We start from the raw sequence: 22,344 nt of genomic DNA, 5'->3' as shown, positions 1-22,344 counted from the left end.
GGTACCGTCAAGGTACCGGCAGTTACTCCGATACTTGTTCTTCCCTAACAACAGAGCTTTACGACCCGAAGGCCTTCATCGCTCACGCGGCGTTGCTCCATCAGACTTTCGTCCATTGTGGAAGATTCCCTACTGCTGCCTCCCGTAGGAGTCTGGGCCGTGTCTCAGTCCCAGTGTGGCCGATCACCCTCTCAGGTCGGCTACGCATCGTCGCCTTGGTGAGCCGTTACCTCACCAACTAGCTAATGCGCCGCGGGCCCATCTGTAAGTGACAGCCGAAACCGTCTTTCAGCATTCCCTCATGAGAGGGAATGGATTATCCGGTATTAGCACCGGTTTCCCGGTGTTATCCCAGTCTTACAGGCAGGTTGCCCACGTGTTACTCACCCGTCCGCCGCTCACCTTAGGGAGCAAGCTCCCAAAGATTCGCTCGACTTGCATGTATTAGGCACGCCGCCAGCGTTCGTCCTGAGCCAGGATCAAACTCTCCAAGAAAGTTGATTAGCTCATTTGTTACGTTGGCATAGTTTCATCTATATTGAAACTAAAAAATATTGTTTGTTGACGTTTTTGTTTGTTTAGTTTTCAAAGAGCAATAAAAGGTATTTTGGAGCGGGTGATGAGAATCGAACTCACAACATCAGCTTGGAAGGCTGAGGTTTTACCACTAAACTACACCCGCGTATTTATTTTTAAAATGGTCGGGAAGACAGGATTCGAACCTGCGACCCCTTGGTCCCAAACCAAGTGCTCTACCAAGCTGAGCTACTTCCCGAAAAAGTAATGGCGCGCCCGGAAGAAGTCGAATCCACAACCTTCTGATCCGTAGTCAGACGCTCTATCCAATTGAGCTACGGGCGCATTATTTAAAATCAACTTTTAAAGTATATCATACTCAGGTTTGGTTTGTCAACAGGTTTTTTTGGTGCGGCCGAGAGGACTTGAACCTCCACGGGGTTGCCCCCACTAGGCCCTCAACCTAGCGCGTCTGCCATTCCGCCACGACCGCAAGTGAATTAGCGACAAAAATTATCATAACACATTAACCAGCGTAATTCAAGTGGTAATGTTTGGTGCGGGTGAAGGGAGTCGAACCCCCACGCCTTGCGGCGCCAGATCCTAAGTCTGGTGCGTCTGCCAATTCCGCCACACCCGCATATTTTTTTATAAAAGTGGCTGGGCTAGCTGGATTTGAACCAACGCATGTCGCAGTCAAAGTGCGATGCCTTACCGCTTGGCTATAGCCCAATGATAGTAATAAGAATAAGAAACAGGAAATGAATCAAAGTCACTTCCCGCTCCAGATGACCCCTACGGGACTCGAACCCGTGTTACCTCCGTGAAAGGGAGGTGTCTTAACCGCTTGACCAAGGGGCCGAAATTGCAGAAAACATATGGCGGAGAAGGAGGGATTTGAACCCTCGCGCCGGTCACCCGACCTACACCCTTAGCAGGGGCGCCTCTTCAGCCTCTTGAGTACTTCCCCATATGGCTCCGCAGGTAGGACTCGAACCTACGACCGATCGGTTAACAGCCGATAGCTCTACCACTGAGCTACTGCGGAATAATGATTTCAATAAGGCGTTTGCCCTATCGACTCTTACCATTATAATGACGAAACAATAGAAAGTCAACATGATTTTCGGATAAAAATCTCTTCCATATTCTTACGTTATTCAAGGATTATTTCTTTCAGCTTCGTCAATTTCCCTCGACATTTCCCACACACATACCTACTTGTATCAATGGTTCTTTTTCTCTTATATGAGAGCTTACAGTTCGTACACTCATAAATGAGTATCTTTTTAGCCGTGCGTTTCGCCTGCCGCTCTGGTAGCGGTGTGCAAAATCTTGGTGCTCCTACCTTTTTCAATAACATCTTGAATGCTTGATCTCGATGCTGATGACCTTTTCCTTCTATGTGAAGGTGATAATGACATAGTTCATGCTTGATGATGCCTACTAATTCTCTTTCACCAAGCTGCTCCAGGTACTTCTTATTGATTTCAATATTATGTGTACCGAGTAGGTATCTTCCACCCGTTGACCTTAATCTTGGATTGAACGACGCTTGATGTTTGAATGGTTTGTCAAACGAATCAATTGATATCTTCTCAACCAACAATTGAAGTGCTTTTTGTTCCATTTTCAAGATCTCCCGCCTTCCGCATGAACGTTGACAACCCATTATAGCATATATTGTATATACCTTTAGATTGATGAACTTTTCGGGAGGTTTTATTTATGCCAACTTGGTTGCAAAACCAAATGAAAAGGGCTTTTTATGAGAAGGATCGCTATCAGATTAAGCTGTTAAATCAGTGCTGGTTTTTTTACAGAAAAAAACACTGCTCTTAGAGGCAGTGTTTCTTATTTATGAGATGCTCCGAGTCTGAAGGATCCCTCACTCTATGCCGGCGGCAGCATGGTTAAGGCAACGCGGCCCTTTTTCATATCGACAGAGTCCACCCAAACAGTAACGACATCTCCTACAGAGACGATGTCTAGCGGATGTTTCACAAATCGATTGCTTAGTTTTGAAATATGCACAAGCCCATCCTGCTTCACACCAATATCGACAAACGCTCCAAAGTCAACGACATTTCGAACCGTTCCTTGCAGTTCCATTCCTGCTTTAAGGTCCTCAAGTTTTAGAACATCCTTTTTCAGTAGCGGACGAGGCAAATCATCACGCGGATCTCGTTCCGGTCTTACCAAGGCATCTATGATATCCCTTAGGGTAAGTACGCCGATTGAAAGTTCTTCAGAAACTAGTTGTAAATCAAGACCGTTAAGTGCGGTCTTAAGCTCTTCCGTCCCTAGGTCATTAGCGGTAAAACCAAGGCTACCCAACAGCTTTTTTACTTCATCATAGTTCTCCGGATGAATTCCCGTCCGATCAAGCGGCTGTTTACCATCCAGTACACGTAAAAAGCCGATTGCTTGTTCATAAGTCTTCGCACCGAGACGAGGGACCTTTTTCAATTGAACGCGGCTTGTAAATTTTCCTTCCTCCTCACGCTTTTTCACAATATTGTTTGCAGCTGTTTTGTTTAATCCTGCTACATACTGTAAAAGCGAGGATGAAGCGGTATTGACATTGACACCAACCCGGTTAACAGCGGTCTCGACGACAAAATGCAAGGATTCAGATAAGCGTTTTTGCGTCACGTCATGCTGGTATTGGCCGACACCCACTGATTTAGGATCTATTTTTACCAATTCAGCTAGTGGGTCTTGCAAGCGGCGTGCGATAGAGACGGCACTTCTTTCTTCTACTTGAAAAGTAGGAAACTCTTCTCTAGCAAGGTCTGAAGCGGAATAGACACTGGCACCTGCCTCATTAACGATTAAATAGAAGATTTCTTCTTCCATTTCTTTTAATATATCGGCAACAAACTGTTCCGTCTCCCGCGATGCCGTACCATTTCCGATGGCCGCCATTTCCACCTTATACTCGCGTAAAATCTGTATAAACTTTTCACGCGCTTCCTTTCTTTTCGAGACCGGTGGATGCGGGTAAATCACATCGATTTTTAGGACTTTCCCCGTTTCATCTACTACTGCTAATTTACAACCGGTACGATAGGCAGGGTCAACACCGATGACCACTTTTCCTTTTAGAGGCGGCTGCAATAATAGATTACGGAGATTTTCCGAGAATATATGAATGGCTTGTTCTTCGCCCTTTTCCGTTAACTCACTGCGGATTTCTCGTTCAATTGATGGCTGGATCAAACGTTTATAGCTATCTTCCATGGCCTCCAAGACAATCGGAGCAGCCGGGGAATGCTGATTACGAATCCATTTTCTCGATAAATAGGACAAAATAAGATCGCTATTCATTTTAATAGAAACCCGTAATATGTCTTCTTTTTCACCACGATTTAAAGCTAACGTTCGGTGCGGGACAATTTTGCTAACCGGTTCCTCATACTCATAGTACATTTCATAAACTTTTTTCTCGTCCTTCTCCGCATCTTTTACACTTGAAGCGACATGACCTGATTTCAATGTTTCTTTGCGGATCCACTTACGGCTTTCCGCATCATCAGAAACCCATTCAGCGATGATGTCCTTTGCGCCGGCAATGGCATCTTCAACCGCAAGTACCTCCTCTGTTAAAAATTGCTTCGCTTTTTCATCCATACTGTCTTTCGGAAATGTCATCAACCACTCAGCAAGTGGTTCCAAGCCTTTTTCCTTGGCAACAGTCGCTTTCGTCCGCCTTTTTTGTTTATAAGGACGGTATAAATCTTCCACCTCTTGAAGTTTTTCCGCCTTCGTTATACTTTGGCTAAGTTCTTCCGTTAATTTGCCCTGTTCGGCAATAATGCGAAGAACCTCTTCCTTTCTTTGCTCTAGGTTCTGTATGTACTGTGAGCGTTCCATAATGGTACGGATTTGCACTTCATCGAGGGCACCAGTCATTTCCTTTCGGTAGCGGGCAATAAACGGAACGGTATTACCTTCACCTAATAACGAAATAACACTTTTCACTTGTTTATAAGGGATCGCTAGTTCAGCGGCTATTTTTCCTAACATTTGTTCATCTTTTACAGCTGTATCGATCACTAAATTTCCTCCATTCACTTTTCCTATATTGTACCAAAATCGTATGGGTGTTTCATTAAACATGCCAGTCCATGCGCGTTTCAATGCAAAAATAAAAGCAAGCTATGTTAGCTTGCTCATTGGCAGAAATATCACGAGGCATGATATGTATGAAAAAACGCTCTTTTTAAAAGAGCGTATTTAAAACTAAAATTCGATGAGTCCTAAGCTTACTTGCAAGGCTTCATCCACTTTCTCCATCATTTCGTCATCGAGATGGGTGATTTTATCGGTTAACCGCTGCTTATCAATTGTACGAATCTGCTCTAGCAGAATGACCGAATCTCGTTCAAATCCGTAGCGCTTCGCATCAATTTCTACATGTGTTGGAAGCTTCGCTTTTTGGATTTGAGCTGTAATCGCTGCAACAATCACTGTGGGACTAAACCGATTCCCGATGTCGTTTTGGATGACAAGTACAGGACGGACGCCGCCTTGTTCAGAACCAACAACTGGGGATAGGTCCGCGAAATATACGTCACCACGCTTGACAATCAAAGGGTTACCCTCCGCTTACAAGACGTTCTACAGTATGTTCTGCCTCATATTCTGCCAGAAATGCTTCTGATGCAATTCTAAGATTGATCTTTGCCATTTCCATGTATCCACGTCTCATCGACTCGCGAATTTGTCTCTTCTTTCGTTCGCGCAAATACATCTTTGTTGCTTGGTAAATAAACTCGCTCCGGTTTACATTTTCTTGCTTAACGAAACCATCTAACTCAGTTAAAAGATGTTGCGGTAACTTCACTAAGATTTCCGTAGTTGCGCCGGATTCAGACACAAACATACACCTCCACCATCACTACACACCATTTTTAGCCAACCAGAAATGCATTCTGTCGCATAAATACAACACCTCATGAACGGCCCTTAAGCACGCTATTCGGCGAGTTTTATCTGTACCATATTTTATAATAACACTAATCGAGCCCAATTCATAGACTAAATATAATTCTACTGTATTATAAGCCAATTAAAGATCCTTTTATGCACAAATTACCGCAATATCATAAATATGTTCGAATTTCCTTATTTACGCCTGTTATTGATGAAGGAGCCCATTTTTTATATCGACAATTTTTCCGTCCTTTTTATACAGGCGTGGAACACGATTTGATATAATACATGGCACCTCATAATTTATCGTTTCAAGTTTTGCAGCGATTTCATTCACTGAGATAAATTGCTCCTCCTGCTTCCCAATTAACGTTACTGGTGTCCCGATAGGCATATACGAAGGAAGACGCACCATACACTGATCCATACAGATCCTGCCGACGATTTTCGAACGGTTTCCACCAACAAGTACTTCCTGGTCTTTCAGTTTGCGGATCCACCCGTCAGCGTAGCCAATTGGAATCGTACCTATCCACTCCCCTTCTTCACATTCGTAGGTTGCCCCGTAACTCACTTTATCTCCCTTTTGCAGCTGTTTTACATGGACAAGCCGGGAATGCAGGGAGAAACTCTCCTTTAACGGAAATGGAATTTCCTTTTCCATCTCAATAGATGGGGTTAATCCATACATCGAGATTCCGAGACGCACCGCATTAAAATAGGCATTAGGAAAGCGGATTGCTGCTGCACTATTACTGGTATGGACATACTTTGGACGTTCTGTTAGACAGCTGACTATTTCCTCAAAGCGAGTAAGCTGCTGTTTAAAATAGGTACTATCTAGTTCATCCGCAGTGGCAAAATGAGTAAAGATTCCTTCTAGAAGAAATCGTTCATCCGCTAAAATGATTTGCTCAACCACGTTTAATTCCTCACTGCTCCGAACACCGAGCCTGCCCATACCCGTATCTACCTTGATATGAAACGATACCCGTTCACCCGTTACTATATATTTTTGCGCTTCTTCAAGCCATTCCTTTTGAAAAACAGTTAGCGTGATCATATATTTTGCAGCCATTCGAATATCTTCAGGACGGGTCGCACCCAGCACGAGAATCGGCGCCGTGATTCCCTTATTTCTTAAGGCGATGGCTTCATCCATAAAGGCGACTGCCAGATACTTCGCCCCTGCCGCAAGTGCTGTTTCCGCTACCTGAATATCCCCGTGGCCGTAGGCATTGGCTTTCACAACTGCCATAATATCGACTTGGCTAGGTAAATGTCTTTTAAAGGAACTGACATTTTCAGTGATCCCATCTAAATCGACCTCAACCCATGTATCTCGATAAAAATATCCTTGCTTTTCCATATTTCTTTCCACTTCCTAAAATAAATTAGAACTGTTTTTATTTTATCACAAAAAATAAAAAACAGGCCCCCAATAGTGAGAGCCTGCAGAATGTGTAAAGATTATTTTACCGCGTCGCCTTGAACCGATTTAGCTACCTCAATCATTTCTTCAGTCGTTAGGTTTTTCGAAGCAATCATGTAATCGACTCCGCCATGTGACCATGACAGGGAATGGTCGGAAACCGCTCCAATCGTGACACCTAAATCAACGATATCACCTTCCACATTGGTTGGGGAAGTGGATGCCACTTTCGCTGTAACCTTTTCTTGGACAAGCGTAAATGATTTTTTACCGTCATAGGTGAGAACTACCCTTTTACCATCCTGGATATTGATTGTCTTTTCCCCGATCAACTTAGTTCCTGTTAGCTTATAGGTCGGATACATGACAGTAAAGGCTTGATCGCCGCCAGTTGCCATCGCCGGTAAATTAAGCTGGGCACGGGTCATGTTCTTCTTCATATCGAAATCATCCTTATCAAAACTTGCATTAAACGTTACCTTCGAAAATTCAACCGTCACAAGGGCATTCCGATCAGGATCCATCACTTTTACCATAGCTGGCGATAAATCACTTTTATTAAGCTTAATTTCTTGGATTGGAAGCATACTATTATTTTGATAACGTGTTTTCGTTTCAAATACATAATGGTCTTTTGTTGAGGTGAACTTAGCCTCTTTATCTGCGACAATATCTTTAATCAATGATTCATATAAATAGGCCTGACTGCTATTTTGCGGCCAATCACTTTGAAAACGGAAGCTCTTATTCAATGCAGGAGTAAGAACGAACACCCCTTGGTTATTTCGTAAAATCATTTGGCTTTGGTCTTTTTCGGCATTTTTCAAATTGACGCGATAGAATGTTGGGTCCTTATGCCAGATTTCTACCTTATACACCTGTGAGTCAGCGCCCATTTTCAACGTCATCGTTGCATTCACCTTATAGCTGGTTAAGTCACCTTGTTTACCCTTTAATTCCTTCACCACATCGTCCTGTGATTTCGAACCACAGGCAGCAAGCATGAAAATGACGACCAGCCCCATTAAGAGGAGCAACCACTTTTTCCTCATCCCTTCAACCCCTTCTTGTCTCATTTCATATGATTATCAAAGAAGAGAAAGGCAGGAATCAGGCTTCAATAACCATAGCTGACCTTGTCTCTCCTATTTCCCTATGAATATATGAGACAACCTGGGTGAATATGCGAAAAAAATATAAGCGGAAGGCGCCCGGAGCTGGACAATTCTCAAAGTTTATTCTACCTCAATGATCACTTGCGCAACTGCATACTCCCTGCTGTGGGAGATTGACAGATGCGCCTTCACCTCTGGCCTTACAATAAGCGGCTTCCCCAGTTGGTCTGTATCTATTTCAATATCTAAAAAGGAAAGCTCTTTCCCAATACCAGTACCCATCGCTTTTGAAAAAGCCTCCTTCGCCGCAAATCTACCTGCTAAAAATTCCACCTTTCTAGTTTCGGATAAGTCCTCAAACTTACTCTTTTCATTACTTGTTAGGATTCGGTCGATGAATTTACTTTGTCTAGCGATAATCTCCCGCACCCGTGAAAGTTCAATAATATCAATCCCAATCCCTTTAATCATCGTTCATCTTCCTTCTATTTAATATATCTTTTGCATAATAGTGTATAAGACAGAGAATCTGTTTATGATGGTATGTGAGGGGAGGTTTTTCATTTTGTTTACAAGAACAGAAAGCTTTCGTGAATTTATTCGTTTTTATCCGCTGGTTTCTATTATTGTTGCCATTCACATCCTATTATATCTTTTAACCATTTTACCAATATTCCCAAACCAATGGTTCATTCAAACTTTTTCCGGTGTTAACCTTTATATTACGGAAGGAGAAGTTTGGCGGTTAATTACACCAACATTTATGCACAGCGGCTTTGCCCACATGTTGTTTAATAGCTTTTCGCTGGTTTTATTCGGACCGGCGCTCGAGCGGATACTTGGTAGCGGCAGATTCTTATTCGTCTACCTTCTCTCCGGACTCATCGCGAACGTCGCTACACTTCTACTTGAACCATTAACCTATACCCATGTTGGTTCAAGCGGTGCTATCTTCGGGCTTTTCGGTTACTATCTTGCGATTATTATCTTTCAAAAACATATGCTTTCAAAGCAAAACTCGCAAATTATCCTCATACTTTGTGTCGTCAGCTTGATTATGACCTTTTTACAGCCAAATATAAATATTACCGCTCACCTCTTCGGGTTAATTGGCGGCTTTTTACTTGGTGCCATTCCTAACTATAATAAAAAGAACCTTTCGGACTCCATAAGAAGCACAGCAAACTGGGCCAGCACCAACAGAAAGAGAGCTGCAGCGCAATCCCCGGTAAAAATACTAATTTGGGCTGCTATCATCATCATTGCAATCGTTGGCCTTTTAGCGCAAAAATAACGACAGCCGATTCCTAGTAATCGGCTGTCGGTTTAACACAAAAAAGAGCACGGAGATTATCCATGCTCATCATTTTATGATTGGTGGTTATAGCTTCTTGGTTTTGTTGATTTTCCACCAGTTCTTTTTTCACCGCTTCTTGGCTTCACAGGTGCCTTTTTACGATTGCGGTCGCCGCCTCCGCCGTATGATCCACGAGAATCATCTCTTCTGCGACGGTCACGGTCTTGCGGTTTTCTATCTCTTTTTTGTGGAAGCTGTTCTTCAGTTAATTTAATCGGAGTTGTATCCGGTTCTTTTGTTAACATTTTAAGAACTGCTGCAATTACTGTTGAAGCATCATTTTCTTCAAGTAATTCTTGAGCTGCCGCTTTATAATAATGTAAATTGTTTGATTCGATCGTTTGGACGATTTTCTCAACAACCGCTTTTTGTTGGCCTTCTAATGCTTCATCAAGCGTTGGAGCCTTCATTTTTTCCATCTTACGTTTCGTTGTTCTTTCAACGACTGCAAGATATGATTTTTCCCGCGGTGTAATGAAAGTTAAGGCAATACCCTTTTTACCAGCACGGCCCGTACGTCCGATTCGGTGTACATAACTTTCCGGATCTTGTGGGATGTCGAAGTTATATACATGGGTAACTCCAGAAATATCTAGGCCCCTCGCTGCAACGTCTGTTGCTACAAGGACATCGATAGTACCTTCTTTAAATTTACGAAGAACAGAATATACGTTTTGCCTGGCTTAAATCACCATGAATACCTTCTGCTGTATATCCTCTTAACGTTAATGCTTCCGATAATTCATCAACACGGCGCTTCGTACGACCAAACACAATCGCTAATTCCGGTGATTGGATATCCAAGAGTCTTGTTAAAACGTCAAATTTATTTCTTTCTTGCACTTCAAGGTAATATTGTTCGATGGAAGGCATCGTCAATTCTTTCGTTTTTACACGAACAATTTGCGGATCCTTCATGAACTTTTCTGCCATTCTTTGAATTGGACCAGGCATTGTTGCTGAGAAGAGCAACGTTTGGCGATCATCAGGTGTTGCCGCAAGAATGGATTCAATGTCTTCAATGAAGCCCATGTTTAACATTTCATCCGCTTCATCGAGGATGACTGTGTTAACTGTATCAAGGCGCATGGTCTTTCTGTTAATATGATCCAATACCCGTCCAGGAGTCCCCACAATGATATGTGGTGCCTTCTTTAATGAACGGATCTGGCGGCTGATGTCTTGTCCGCCATAGATTGGCAATACGCGAACTCTTTTGCCTGAACCAAGTTTATAAAGTTCTTCCGATACCTGGATGGCAAGTTCTCGAGTTGGTGCAATAATGATCCCTTGGATCGCATCCGCACTAACATCTACTTTTTCAACCAACGGAATTCCAAATGCAGCTGTTTTTCCTGTTCCTGTTTGAGCTTGACCGATCAAATCAATATTTTTTAAGCCCAATGGAATAGTTTCTGCCTGGATTGGTGTTGCTTCCTCAAAACCCATTTTGAGGACAGCTTTTAAAGTGGCCTGACTCAGACCTAGTTCTTCAAACTTTGTCAATGTTTTCATTCTCCTTCATCTTTTTGAAAATGGTTTGCCTACCTACGTGCTTATATTCATACGCATCAAGTGCAGTAATAGGTGTACTATATTTCACCCTAAAATCGAACATGGTGATGATTCCAAATCCCATCATGGAAAGGAACCTGGTTATGAGTGATACACCAACTTATAAAGGCGGTGTGAGCAGAGCTTAGAATTATCCATATTACGAAAGGAAATTCGGAAATTACAATTAATAACTCATTTTGGCGGCGCTCCGCCCTATTCAAAATAAAAAGAACATTCTCCAAAGGAGTATGCCCTTTTAAATCGTCCTTTAGACACGTTGATGACTATCATACCACTTTTATTAGTCCTTTGCAATAAAGACAGTAAATTGGCTTACCGCTTTAGCAGAAGTCTGTTACTTGAGAAATAGGGCAGTCTGTTCCTCACAGTGGCAAATATGCGGTTTCAAATCCCTCCGAAGGGGTTTCTGTTAGTTTTCTTTTAAAACAGTGAAATCATTCATTCCCTTGAAGAAATTTAAAAATCATTTCATCCTCTACTTTTGTAAAGACGAAACGACTTCCTCTAGCCTCATTCCGCGGGAGGCCTTCACAAGGATTAGTGTATTAGTATCCACGAACGTTTTTAACTTCTGAATAAGTTCCGTCTTATCAGTAAAAGCAAATACGTTTTGTTCCCCCAAGGTCTGTCTTGCACCCCTGGCAATCTCCCTGCCAAGCACACCGAAAGTAAAGAGATAATCAATCTTATCGGCTTGTAACCCTGATCCAATTTGCAGATGATATTGCTCCTCCTGTGGTCCAAGCTCTAACATATCACCAAGGACTAGGATTTTCCGCTCATACCCTTGGAGATTTGACACCAATTCGATTGCAGCCATCATCGAGGTTGGACTGGCATTATAGGCATCGTTAATAATCTTTTCCCCATTCTGCCCTTCTACCAGCTCCATCCGCATATTAGTCAGCTTAATACTGGCCAAGCCCGCATTCATTTTTTCAAAGGGAATGGAAAAATGATTGGCAATTAACATCGATGCCAGCGCGTTTAATATATTATGTGTGCCGAGAACAGGAAGGTCGAAAACTACGTCCGAAACGGCATTTATTTTAAAGGAATTTCCTTGCTCTATTTGGGTAATTTCTGTTGGATATAGATCATTGGATTCGTTTCTGCCAAAGGTCTGAACAGTTACATTCCCTTTATAGCGGTGGATTCGTTCCATCAGAAGCGGTTCATCGCCATGGAGGACAGCTAGTCCGCCATCACGAAGGCCTTGAAGAATCTCTAGCTTTGCTTCCGCAATTCCTTCTCTCGAACCAAGGTCAAGAAGATGTGACTCCCCAATATTGGTAATAATAACAGCATCAGGACAGGCAAGTTTTGTCAAGAACTCAATTTCTCCCCGGCCGCTCATCCCCATCTCAAGGACAGCGATATCAGTGTCTTCCTTTAGGCCTAAAACGGTTAAAGGCATGCCGATGTGGTTATTGAAATTTCCCTCCGTCTTTTGGACTTTATACTGGATCGATAATAGCCCGGCAGTCATATCCTTAGTAGTCGTCTTTCCATTACTTCCCGTAATTCCAACAACTTTAATAGGTAATTCCTGGCGATATTTGCGCGCTAATTCCTGTAAGGCAATAAGGCAGTCATCGACAATGATAATCGGTAAATCTGCCGGCGGGTTTGGCACATCCTTTTGCCACAGGGCTGCCGCTGCCCCGTTTCGAATCGACTCCTCTACATACTTATGCCCGTCTGCACGCTCTCCCTTAAAGGGAATAAATAAATTGCCTGCCTTTATTTTTCGGGAATCAATCGTTACCCCCTCAATCATTACATCAGCAAACTGGGGGATGTCATTAGCAGCAGAAACCATTTCTGAAATCTGTTTCAAAGATCGCTTAATCAAATAGTACCCTCCTCTATTCTTTTCTGAAACTACAAATGGACACGGCATTTTAGCCGTGTCACCTTTGTCTCCCTCTCGTCAGTTAAAAAGTATATTTAATGTTTTGTTTCTCCGCATGTCTTTCTTTCGCAAGATCCACTAGCCGCTCAATTAATTGCGGATACTCTACACCAGTATGTTTCCATAGGAGCGGAAACATGCTAAATGGCGTAAAGCCAGGCATTGTATTGACTTCGTTAATCAACGCTTTACCATCTTTCGTTAAGAAGAAATCAGCCCGAACAAGCCCGGAACAATCCAATGCTTTAAAGGATCGAATCGCCATTTCCCTCAATTGCTCGTATTCCTCTTCCGTTACGTCAGCCGGAATAATCAGCGCTGTATCCCCGTCTTCATATTTCGCTTTGTAATCATAGAAATCTTTTTTCGGAACAATCTCACCGGCTACAGAACATTGCGGATCATCGTTTCCAAGGACAGCAATTTCAATTTCTCGTGCTGTGACACCCTCTTCAATGATCACTTTACGGTCAAATTGGAAAGCCTCTACAAATGCCGCTTCTAATTCTGTGCGATTCGTACATTTACTGATTCCGACACTCGATCCGAGATTCGCCGGTTTCACAAAACACGGATATCCGAGTTCTGCTTCTACCTTGGCATAGGACTCCTCTTTTGCCTTTGTCCATTCGCTTTTTATAAAAGCAACATAGTTTACTTGTGCCAAACCGGCCTGTGCAAAGACATTCTTCATCATCACTTTATCCATTCCAGCAGCTGATGCGAGAACACCGTTTCCTACATAGGGAAGGTTTAGTAATTCCAATAATCCCTGTACAGTCCCGTCTTCGCCATTCGGTCCATGTAACAATGGAAAGATGACATCAAGCGGTGCTGCTTCCTGCTGCGCATCTTGTTGAAATGACGGTGCCAGTGATAGTGGTGATAGGGAATGTCCCTGTGAAAATTCAAGTGCCTTAACCTCTTCTACCGGCCCGCTTAACTGTGGTCCTTTAATCCACGCGCCTTCAACATTTATGTAAATAGGATGAATTTCAAACTTTTCAAGGTCTAATGCATTAATAACAGATCGTGCTGTCTGTAAAGACACCTGATGCTCAGCGGATTTTCCCCCATATAACAAACCTAGTTTTGTTTTCATAACATAAACCTCCATATTCTCTGTCACGGTTATATTTTATCATTTTATTAAATAAGAAAGGAAATGTGGCAGACGAGTTTTATTAAAGTTTTTTCTCTTCTTTATTTTATGATACATACTGCTTGCTTCAAACCAATACCATAAAGAAAATCTCCCCAAATCGGAGAGATCTTAGATGACATTAAGTTTCCACTCTTTTGTTTTTTTATCAAAGATAATCTTCGCATGGTAGGGTTTAGTGGAAATTAGTTCATATTCCTCCACCATATCATCCATATTCGCAAAATCACCTATCACCCAGATCGGAATTTCAATGCGGCCGCGCTGATGGTCTACGTCTCGTAATGAGATACAAATCCCTTCCTTTATGAAAGGGGTTAACGAAAGGAGAATTTCTTTGTTCACCTGCGGATAGTCACGTTTCTTCCGAATCCCCAGGATTGATTTTTCCAGCTTCATTTCCCCTAGTTTGCCGGCAAGCACTTCACTAAGTAAATGAAAAAAGTCCTTAAAGCTGCGGTAATAGGTTTTATTATACCAGCCATCATCATGGGCTAAATAAACAAAGCGGTTACCCAGTTTATTGTAAAAAGGTAATTTTAAATGCTGCTTTTGATGACCTAAATAGAGTAATTCAGCTAATTCCTGACCTGTAAGTTCATTTAGGACATCATCTTCCATAAAATCAATCCAGCAGAAGTTTCCGTAACTATAGACATCTTCTGCAGCTAACTTGTTAATTCGCTCTTCTGGACAATAGTCAAGTAGTGTGTGCATATTAAAGTCAGCATCATCAAAACCGTGCTTAAGTAAGAGTAGATGATTTAATGAACCAGAAAAAGCAGCAGTAAATTCGGCAAATTCAATACCATAGGATAGTACATACTGATCTGTTTGATTTAAATGAATGTAGATGAGATCCTGTATGTCTTGATGATGCTTTTTCAAAGTCAAACTCCTCCGTTCAACAACATATACATAAATTTCACGGGTCAATTTCCATGAAACTTCCAAATACCTTTTGTAAATACTTCCTTATTTTATCAAATAATAGGTCAAATAGCATATTTCATTTCGTTTACAAAAAATGATTCTGTGTTACACATACTATGACTAAATCCTTTGACTAAATTTGTTGTCTTACCATTTTTTTGTCATCACCCCCGCACCTGAAAGGAGTGTACAAAAGTGCATGATTAAAGATATGACTCCCAATGAAATAACGTTATATATTATTAAAGCCTTGAAGGAAAACAAAAAGACGGAGTTTGAAGCGATTCTAGAGGAACTCCAACCCTATGATGTCGCAAAAATATATCAAGAATTACCTGAAAAGCATAAAGGAAGATTCCTATTATTTTTAAAATTTGACGTCCTCGCTGATTTAATGGAGGAGCTTCAAAAGCCAGATCAGCTCGGGTTATTAAATATTCTCGGTATCGAAAAATCCAGTAAGGTACTGGATTTAATGGATAATGATGATTTGGCCCTGCTATTAAATGAATTGTCTCCGGAGAAAAAGGAGTCCCTCCTTTCTGGCATGAAACAAGAGGAGTCCAATGCGGTCAAAGACATCATGAATTACCCCTCAGAAACAGCAGGAAGAATGATGACCAACCGCTTTGTTTGGATTCGTGATTATTTTTCTGTCAGAGAAGCCGTCGATAAGTTTAAAATATTTGCTGAGTTTGCTGAATCGATTAACTATTTGTATGTAATTGATGAAGCCCGGCAGCTTGTCGGGGTTGTCTCCTACCGAGATTTACTATTAGCTGAACCAGAGGAGAAAATCCGCACAATCATGTACGAACGGGTCATTTCTGTTTCCGTAACAACTGACCAAGAGGTTGTCGCACGAATAGCGGAACGTTACGACTTTTTAGCCATCCCGGTTGTCGACGAGGACAATATCCTTGTTGGGATTGTAACGGTTGATGACATTATCGATATTGTCATTAAGGAAGCAAATGAAGATATTGAAAAGTTATCAGCTTCTGGGAAATCGATCGACTTTGAAACCAAAACATTGGTTGCGGCAGCAAGACGTCTTCCCTGGTTGATTTTACTTTTATTTATTGGGGTAATTTCTGGAAGAATTATCAGCAGCTTTGAAGATACCCTCCAACAAGTTGTCGCTTTAGCCTTTTTTATGCCAATGATTGCTGGGATGACAGGAAACACCGGGACACAGTCACTCGCCGTCGTTGTCAGGGGGCTGATCTCCCATGATATTAATAAACGAGCAGTTACCCGCTTAATTACAAGGGAACTTGGCGTGGGCATCACCATTGGCCTTACCTGTGCCATTCTTATCGCCATTATCGCTTATATCTGGCAGGGGAATTTAATTTTAGGCGCTGTTGTCGGCTGCTCCTTATTTTTCACTCTCATCATCGGTACACTGGCAGGAACGATTATTCCCCTGATCCTTTACCGACTGAAAATTGATCCCGCAGTAGCATCCGGGCCGTTAATTACCACCTTAAACGATATTTTTTCATTACTCACCTACTTTGGCATCGCCACAATGTTTATAAACTATCTTATGTAGATTCCTATTGAGAAAACAAATTGAAACCTTTCGCCCGTTGAATCGTTATAATAGGTAACGATGTCATATTTTCCCTAAATAGGTATTGTTGGTAACCCCTTACAGCAAAAAAATAGATTACTATTGGAAAAATGGGTGTAGCAGATGGATCAATACAAGAAAAAGGCTGACCGTTTTGATTGGACGTTAACCTTATTATTATTCCTCTTTTTTTTAATCAGCTGTGCAGCTATTTATAGTGCACAAGCTTCAGAGCAATATGGAGCAAAAAATTTCTTACTCATGCAAATTTTTTGGTATGTGATCGGGGCCGCTATTATCTCCGTTTCCATCTTTATCGACAGCTATCAATATAAGCGGCTTTCCTGGTATTTATATGGCTTCGGGTTGCTTTTGCTTCTTACCGTTTACCTTGCACCAGAATCCATTGCTCCAATAAGAAATGGAGCAAAAAGCTGGTTTGTCATTAGGGGCATCGGGCAAATCCAGCCGTCGGAATTTGTGAAAACCTTTTTGATTTTGGCGCTAAGTCGTGTCATCACAACCCATAAGGAAAACCATCTGGAAAAATCACTGAAAACTGATTTCCTTTTACTATTAAAATTAGGGATTACTACAGCAGTGCCGCTGGGATTGATTATGTTGCAGCCGGACCTTGGCACAGGTCTCGTTATTTTAGCGATTTTAACCGGACTTATTCTAATCTCGGGAATTTCATGGAAAATCATCATCCCCATCTATGGTGCGGGCGCGTCATTTGCAGCACTTATTTTCTATCTTGTCTTAATAAAGCCTGAATTTCTTGAAAAATACCTGCACGTACAAACCTATCAATTTAATCGAATTTATGCCTGGCTTGATCCCTATAGTCATGCCACAAGCTCTAGCTTTCACTTGTTAAGGTCGTTACGTGCCATTGGCTCCGGTCTTGTTACCGGGAAGGGCTTTGGTCATCGTGAGGTTTATATCCCGGAAGCTCATACCGACTTCATCTTTAGCGTGATTGGGGAAGAGTATGGCTTCGTCGGTGGCAGTATCATCGTTGGTCTCTTTTTTCTGCTTATATATCATTTAATCAAGACTGCTTTACACACCCGTGACCCATTTAATACCTATGTCTGTACAGGCATTATCAGCGTGATCACCTTTCATGTATTCCAAAATATCGGGATGACGATTCAAGTACTTCCGATTACAGGTATTCCGCTGCCCTTTATCAGCTACGGCGGGAGCTCGCTTATGGGTAATATGTTCGGAATGGGTCTTATTTACAGCTTTCGCTATCACCATAAAACATACATGTTTTCCACAGAGAATTCCTTACAGGCTTAATTCGAAAAAGGCAGCGTTTCCCGCTGCCCTTTCTGTGATCAGGTATAAATAAAGGAAATTCACCATATTAATTTCATTATCAGACAAACTGAGATACACTATAAACGTTATACTACTACATAAGTGAAGGTGAATTATGGCAGACTTTTTTAACTCCATTTTAGAATTTTTATCGCAGTTAGGATACTTTGGTATCGCGCTGGGATTAATGATAGAGATTATCCCGAGCGAAATTGTTTTAGGCTATGGCGGTTATATGATTTCTCAAGGACATTTAAATTTTGCAGGTGCTATTATTGCCGGTACCATCGGCGGCACAATTGCCCAATTATTTTTATATTGGGCCGGTTATTATGGCGGACGTCCCTTTTTGGAGAAATACGGGAAGTATGTCTTGATTAAGAAGAACCATATTGATGTGGCAGAACTTTGGTTTAGAAAATACGGTGCAGGAGTCATCTTCTCAGCCCGATTCATCCCCGTCGTCAGGCATGCCATTTCCATTCCTGCCGGGATTGCAAAGATGCCCGTCGGTAAATTTACCCTTTACACCGTTGCAGCCATTTTGCCATGGTCGATTCTTTTCCTCTACTTAGGAAAGGTGTTAGGCAGCAACTGGTCACATGTGAAGGAATTCGCTCAGCCATATGTGTTGCCCATCATAATTGCTGCTGTCGTGTTGGGGGCCATCTACTTTTTAGTCAAAAAAACAAAGAAAACCACCGATTAAGTTCATTTTCGGTGGTTTTTTACTAGTTCTTTCTCAAGTTGTCTGCTTTGAAAATTTCTCCTGCGCCCAAGCATCCAACCTTTTTACATGCTTTTTCCCAATGGTAAAGCCATATATGATCAGTACCACAATGATTAGGGTAAACAGATCCACCTTTTTGGTCGAGATAAAATTAAGAATGCCCATCAACACCTGTGGGATCACTCCCGTTACCGCAAAGAGAACTGTCGCCACCTTAAACCAAAAGGTCGATTTTAATCCATATCTCGCATATAACAAGAAAAAAGTTGATGTCCAAGCCAATACTTCAAGACACACTAAAATTGTCCACTTATTCTCAAGTAAAACGTCCATTTCAAACCCCTTCCTATTAATATAAAAAAAGCCTAAAAGAAATACATCGACGCGCGATTATTTCTCCCAGGCTTTTGTCCTTCCGTGTCCGCACCATGACAGGTGCGCGTTTTCTCTCGGACCAGACTGGCCAATATGGCCACGGAACCCTAGAAAACCAGCTTATTTTTTATTATATGATAATTTTAGCACAAAAGAATTCAATAAGGAACTAAAGCATAATACCCGTAATGGCTGCGGTTAATAGGCTGACAAGGGTTGCGCCAAATAGCAATTTAAGGCCAAACTTCGCCACTTGATTTCCTTTCTTCTCGCTTAGGCCTTTTACAGCACCGCTGATAATCCCAATGGACGAAAAGTTGGCGAACGATACTAGGAAAACAGAAATGATCCCCACTGTTCTGCCAGACAACGAATCCGTTAATTTACCTAAATCGATCATCGCTACAAATTCATTGGATAACAATTTGGTCGCCATAATCGTTCCTGCATCGACTATTTCGGATGAAGGTATGCCAACAACAAAAGCCAGTGGAGCAAACACATACCCAAGAGCGGTTTGGAAGCTAATGCCGAAAATCGCTGCAAATATATGATTAATCATGCTGATTAATGCAACAAACCCAATCAGCATGGCACCCACGATAATGGCTACTTTGAAGCCATCCAAAATATATTCTCCAAGCATTTCAAAAAAGGTTTGTTTCTCGGCATCATGAATCTCGATAATATCCTCTTGTTCCGTTACTTCATATGGATTAATGATATTGGCAATGATAAATCCACCAAACAAGTTTAAAACAAGCGCAGTAATAACATATTTCGGATCAATCATGGTCATATAAGCCCCTAAAATGGATGCCGACACTGTTGACATCGCAGAGGTACACAGTGTATACAATCGATGTTCAGGAAGGAATGGCAGCTGTTTTTTCACCGAAATAAACACCTCAGACTGACCAAAAACTGCTGATGCGACTGCATTATAGGATTCTAATTTCCCAAGACCATTCACCTTACTTAAAAACAAGCCAAGGAAACGGATAATGACTGGCAGGACTTTTATGTACTGAGCAATTCCAATCAAGACAGAAATAAAGACAATCGGCATCAGAACGTTTAAGAAGAAAGGTGCCGCTCCCTTCATGGCCATTCCGCCAAAGACAAAGTTGATTCCCTCTGCCGCATACTTGAGAAGATGCTCAAACAACGCAGATACACCCCTAATAATCACAAGGCCTATTTCCGTATTAAGCAATAAATAAGCAAATACTAGCTGCAAAACAAGCATAATCGCAACCGGCTTCAATTTTATTCTTTTTTTATTGTTACTTACGATAAAAGCAAGTAAAAAGATGACGGCCAATGCGGCCAAAAACAAAATAAATTTCAAAAAGTTTCTCTCCTTTTTCAGACAAGCCCTCAGTGTATAGCGAGCAATATATAAAATTTCCGACAAAAATCGACAACGTTTTCAAACAACCTTTTGATTATAAATTTGTGGCTAGTAGGTGTCAACCACATGACGGGAAGAGGCAAAATTCAGGTTATTCGCTATCATTCAATAATTAATTTATCCCTGTTGTCACCGAATCATCCATCCTTACCCATATGAAGAAAGATAAAAAGGACATGGAGATTTCCTCCATGCCCTTTAACGTTAACGCTCTCTATGATCCCTGTTGTCCTGCACTTATCCGCTCTTTGTATAGAAAATAGAAATAAAGCAGCATCGAAATGAAGATTGAAACTGCAGCCGTTTTATAAATACTGCTGTAACCGAGTAGATGGCCAATTTGCCCGAACACCATTGCCCCGATCCCAACGCCTAAATCGAAAAAGGAATAGAACGTCGCATTCGCCATCCCTCTTCGATTCATGGGAACCTTTTCAATCGCCCATGACTGTAAGGCGGGCTGGACCGTCCCGAAGCCAAGACCGTAGAGAATCGCCGCTATATAAAGAACGGTACTATTCGGAAGCCATGCCAACAAAATCATCGCCCCCAAGATTAACAATGTACCGGGAATATAAACAGCTATATGTCCTCTCCGGTCATATACCTGCCCGGCAAAAGTCCTTGTCACCATCAATGCAAGGGCATAGATGAGAAAATAAAATTGAATACCGGCGATCTGTTTTTCAGCCGTATATAACGGCAGGAAAGCAGCAATCCCGCCAAATGTGACTGTGATAAAGAACATCAACATCGACGGTTTTAGGGCGCTTTTCTCATAAAGATCAAGCTTTGATTTAGTCTGTTTCGGTTTAGGTTCGACCTTTTTATAGGTAATTCTTGATGACAACAGAAGGGCCATCAACCCTAATCCCGCACAAATTAAGAAAAATAGTTTAAACGAAATAATACCGGTTAGAATCAATCCAAGGGAGGGGCCAAATGCCAATGCTAAATTGCCGGAAAGCCCGTAATAGCCCATTCCCTCGCCCCTTCTCGAAGCAGGGATTAAATCAGTAGCAATCGTTCCTGATGCTGTAGTGGAAAATCCCCAGCCAGCCCCTTGAACGACGCGCATCGCAAATAATAAAACAATACTGGTTAAAAACCCAAAAGAACCGACCGAGAGAACAAAAACAGTTAATCCAATAAGATAGACAAAGCCTCTCCCCTTTGTTTCAAGCGAACTACCTGCAATAGGGCGCAGCAGCAACGCAGAGAAGGTAAAGATGCCTACCACAAACCCAATTAATTGTTCATTTCCGCCTAAATCCTCCACAAACAACGGAATGGTCGGCAGTGTCATTTGAAATCCAAGAAAGATAAAGAAGTTTGCTAAACAAATCAGCACAAAGTCTTTTGTCCAAATCTTTTCTTTCGTCATCTGTTTTTCCATAGAAGTTAAAAACTCCCTTTCTGAAATAAAAAATGAAAAAACGTTTCTACGATTAGTAGAAACGGAATTTTCATGATCCTTTACTTTGCAGCTTCTATAACGCGTTTCATTGCATGCATTTGTCCAAGATGATTTGACTCATGGAAAACAGCAAAATTGCCAAGTTCCCCAAACGTTTCTTGACCAAGAAACGGAGCCTTCAGCTTTTCATTAAAGCGTTCTCCTGGAATTTCCTTGATGCGTTTGAGTTGCTCCTTTAACTGTGCAGTCAATTCCTGAACGGATGGAACGTCACCTTGCCAGTCAGCAGGCTTTGTGCCCGATGCAAAAAGTTCCATATAGTTCGCAGGGAGATTCGTTGACTTTTTCGGAAAGCCAAACATAAATTGTTCGGCAACCGTTAATACATGGCCGATATGCCAATGGAGTGTGTTGTTAAATCCTTGCGGTTGGACATCGAGTATAGCTTCGTCGAATCCCTCCACATTATTAATCAACTTACCCCTGGTTAACTCAAAACTCTTAAATAATAATCCGCTCATTTCGTTAGCCCCCTTAAAATTGACATAGCC

Annotated in this window: 19 protein-coding genes, 9 tRNA genes, 1 rRNA gene, 1 pseudogene and 1 riboswitch (1 of these 31 only partly in view); of the genes and pseudogenes, 5 read left to right on the top strand and 25 right to left on the bottom strand. The window is 41.8% G+C overall.

Annotated elements, in window-relative coordinates:
• From RCG19_RS11180 to RCG19_RS11130, 11 genes are all read right to left on the bottom strand, one after another.
• A 16S ribosomal RNA gene (locus RCG19_RS11180) occupies positions 1-495 on the bottom strand; it reaches 1,055 nt to the left of the window's first position.
• Between the two features lie 113 nt (positions 496-608).
• Positions 609-682 (bottom strand) — tRNA-Gly (locus tag RCG19_RS11175).
• Between the two features lie 16 nt (positions 683-698).
• Positions 699-775: transfer RNA gene (locus tag RCG19_RS11170), tRNA-Pro, on the bottom strand.
• A 9-nt stretch (positions 776-784) separates the two neighbouring features.
• Positions 785-861 (bottom strand) — tRNA-Arg (locus RCG19_RS11165).
• Between the two features lie 62 nt (positions 862-923).
• Positions 924-1,009: transfer RNA gene (locus RCG19_RS11160), tRNA-Leu, on the bottom strand.
• Between the two features lie 62 nt (positions 1,010-1,071).
• Positions 1,072-1,156: transfer RNA gene (locus tag RCG19_RS11155), tRNA-Leu, on the bottom strand.
• 17 nt (positions 1,157-1,173) lie between these two features.
• Positions 1,174-1,248: transfer RNA gene (locus RCG19_RS11150), tRNA-Gln, on the bottom strand.
• Positions 1,249-1,305: 57 nt separating this feature from the next.
• Positions 1,306-1,377, bottom strand: a tRNA-Glu gene (locus RCG19_RS11145).
• 18 nt (positions 1,378-1,395) lie between these two features.
• A tRNA-Ser gene (locus RCG19_RS11140) sits at positions 1,396-1,486 on the bottom strand.
• 3 nt (positions 1,487-1,489) lie between these two features.
• Positions 1,490-1,564, bottom strand: a tRNA-Asn gene (locus tag RCG19_RS11135).
• A 108-nt stretch (positions 1,565-1,672) separates the two neighbouring features.
• Positions 1,673-2,146 (bottom strand): SprT family protein, encoded by a 474-nt coding sequence (locus RCG19_RS11130; RefSeq protein WP_308110831.1) that lies wholly within the window; start codon positions 2,144-2,146, stop codon positions 1,673-1,675.
• 98 nt (positions 2,147-2,244) lie between these two features.
• On the opposite strand from RCG19_RS11130, the gene cmpA reads away from it, so the two are divergent.
• Positions 2,245-2,358: a cortex morphogenetic protein CmpA gene (gene cmpA, locus RCG19_RS11125; RefSeq protein WP_007083554.1), complete on the top strand. Its 114-nt coding sequence runs from the start codon at positions 2,245-2,247 to the stop codon at positions 2,356-2,358.
• Positions 2,359-2,409: 51 nt separating this feature from the next.
• Here cmpA and RCG19_RS11120 read toward each other — a convergent pair whose 3' ends face one another.
• The 6 genes from RCG19_RS11120 to acpS all read right to left on the bottom strand — a co-directional run bounded on the left by RCG19_RS11120 (position 2,410) and on the right by acpS (position 8,472).
• Positions 2,410-4,545, bottom strand: a complete 2,136-nt coding sequence (locus RCG19_RS11120) for a Tex family protein (RefSeq protein WP_308110974.1) — start codon at positions 4,543-4,545, stop codon at positions 2,410-2,412.
• Positions 4,546-4,761: 216 nt separating this feature from the next.
• Positions 4,762-5,112, bottom strand: coding sequence for a type II toxin-antitoxin system endoribonuclease NdoA (gene ndoA, locus RCG19_RS11115; protein WP_007083556.1), 351 nt, complete (start codon positions 5,110-5,112; stop codon positions 4,762-4,764).
• 4 nt (positions 5,113-5,116) lie between these two features.
• Positions 5,117-5,398: a CopG family ribbon-helix-helix protein gene (locus tag RCG19_RS11110; RefSeq protein WP_166243318.1), complete on the bottom strand. Its 282-nt coding sequence runs from the start codon at positions 5,396-5,398 to the stop codon at positions 5,117-5,119.
• 261 nt (positions 5,399-5,659) lie between these two features.
• Positions 5,660-6,823, bottom strand: a complete 1,164-nt coding sequence (gene alr / locus RCG19_RS11105; protein ID WP_308110830.1) for an alanine racemase — start codon at positions 6,821-6,823, stop codon at positions 5,660-5,662.
• Positions 6,824-6,924: 101 nt separating this feature from the next.
• On the bottom strand, positions 6,925-7,938 hold the full coding sequence (locus RCG19_RS11100) for a LolA family protein (RefSeq protein WP_166243322.1): 1,014 nt from the start codon (positions 7,936-7,938) through the stop codon (positions 6,925-6,927).
• Between the two features lie 183 nt (positions 7,939-8,121).
• Positions 8,122-8,472 (bottom strand): holo-ACP synthase, encoded by a 351-nt coding sequence (acpS, locus tag RCG19_RS11095; protein WP_308110829.1) that lies wholly within the window; start codon positions 8,470-8,472, stop codon positions 8,122-8,124.
• Between the two features lie 94 nt (positions 8,473-8,566).
• On the opposite strand from acpS, the gene RCG19_RS11090 reads away from it, so the two are divergent.
• Entirely contained in the window at positions 8,567-9,295 is a 729-nt protein-coding gene (locus RCG19_RS11090; protein ID WP_308110828.1) for a rhomboid family intramembrane serine protease, read from the top strand.
• A gap of 74 nt (positions 9,296-9,369) precedes the next feature.
• Here RCG19_RS11090 and RCG19_RS11085 read toward each other — a convergent pair.
• The 4 genes and pseudogenes from RCG19_RS11085 to RCG19_RS11070 form a co-directional block, all read right to left on the bottom strand.
• A pseudogene (locus RCG19_RS11085) lies at positions 9,370-10,864 on the bottom strand (DEAD/DEAH box helicase).
• A gap of 547 nt (positions 10,865-11,411) precedes the next feature.
• Positions 11,412-12,791, bottom strand: coding sequence for a UDP-N-acetylmuramoyl-tripeptide--D-alanyl-D-alanine ligase (gene murF / locus RCG19_RS11080; protein WP_308110827.1), 1,380 nt, complete (start codon positions 12,789-12,791; stop codon positions 11,412-11,414).
• Positions 12,792-12,873: 82 nt separating this feature from the next.
• Positions 12,874-13,953, bottom strand: coding sequence for a D-alanine--D-alanine ligase (locus RCG19_RS11075; RefSeq protein ID WP_166243332.1), 1,080 nt, complete (start codon positions 13,951-13,953; stop codon positions 12,874-12,876).
• 171 nt (positions 13,954-14,124) lie between these two features.
• Positions 14,125-14,901: a hypothetical protein gene (locus RCG19_RS11070; protein ID WP_308110826.1), complete on the bottom strand. Its 777-nt coding sequence runs from the start codon at positions 14,899-14,901 to the stop codon at positions 14,125-14,127.
• 244 nt (positions 14,902-15,145) lie between these two features.
• Here RCG19_RS11070 and mgtE point away from each other — a divergent pair, with 244 nt between their 5' ends.
• The 3 genes from mgtE to RCG19_RS11055 all read left to right on the top strand — a co-directional run bounded on the left by mgtE (position 15,146) and on the right by RCG19_RS11055 (position 18,566).
• Positions 15,146-16,504 carry a magnesium transporter gene (mgtE, locus tag RCG19_RS11065; protein WP_308110825.1) on the top strand — a complete coding sequence of 453 codons (1,359 nt, stop codon included), beginning with the start codon at positions 15,146-15,148 and terminating at the stop codon, positions 16,502-16,504.
• Positions 16,505-16,648: 144 nt separating this feature from the next.
• On the top strand, positions 16,649-17,836 hold the full coding sequence (locus RCG19_RS11060; RefSeq protein ID WP_308110824.1) for an FtsW/RodA/SpoVE family cell cycle protein: 1,188 nt from the start codon (positions 16,649-16,651) through the stop codon (positions 17,834-17,836).
• 136 nt (positions 17,837-17,972) lie between these two features.
• The gene (locus RCG19_RS11055) at positions 17,973-18,566 is read left to right on the top strand and encodes an undecaprenyl phosphate transporter UptA (protein WP_374049596.1); all 594 of its coding nucleotides are present in this window, start codon (positions 17,973-17,975) and stop codon (positions 18,564-18,566) included.
• A 33-nt stretch (positions 18,567-18,599) separates the two neighbouring features.
• Here RCG19_RS11055 and RCG19_RS11050 read toward each other — a convergent pair whose 3' ends face one another.
• The 4 genes from RCG19_RS11050 to RCG19_RS11035 all read right to left on the bottom strand — a co-directional run bounded on the left by RCG19_RS11050 (position 18,600) and on the right by RCG19_RS11035 (position 22,314).
• The gene (locus RCG19_RS11050) at positions 18,600-18,920 is read right to left on the bottom strand and encodes a hypothetical protein (protein WP_308110823.1); all 321 of its coding nucleotides are present in this window, start codon (positions 18,918-18,920) and stop codon (positions 18,600-18,602) included.
• Between the two features lie 61 nt (positions 18,921-18,981).
• A riboswitch (guanidine-I (ykkC/yxkD leader) is annotated at positions 18,982-19,084 on the bottom strand.
• Between the two features lie 47 nt (positions 19,085-19,131).
• The gene (locus RCG19_RS11045) at positions 19,132-20,313 is read right to left on the bottom strand and encodes a NupC/NupG family nucleoside CNT transporter (RefSeq protein WP_308110821.1); all 1,182 of its coding nucleotides are present in this window, start codon (positions 20,311-20,313) and stop codon (positions 19,132-19,134) included.
• A gap of 277 nt (positions 20,314-20,590) precedes the next feature.
• Complete coding sequence (locus tag RCG19_RS11040) at positions 20,591-21,772, bottom strand: MFS transporter (protein ID WP_308110820.1); 1,182 nt, start codon at positions 21,770-21,772, stop codon at positions 20,591-20,593.
• An 80-nt stretch (positions 21,773-21,852) separates the two neighbouring features.
• Complete coding sequence (locus RCG19_RS11035) at positions 21,853-22,314, bottom strand: DinB family protein (protein ID WP_166243346.1); 462 nt, start codon at positions 22,312-22,314, stop codon at positions 21,853-21,855.
• Positions 22,315-22,344 lie beyond the last annotated feature (30 nt).

This window comes from Neobacillus sp. OS1-2, from assembly GCF_030915505.1.
GTDB lineage: Bacteria > Bacillota > Bacilli > Bacillales > Cytobacillaceae > Neobacillus.
Note: the sequence above shows the minus strand (reverse complement) of the source record. Positions and strands in the feature narration are given on the sequence as shown.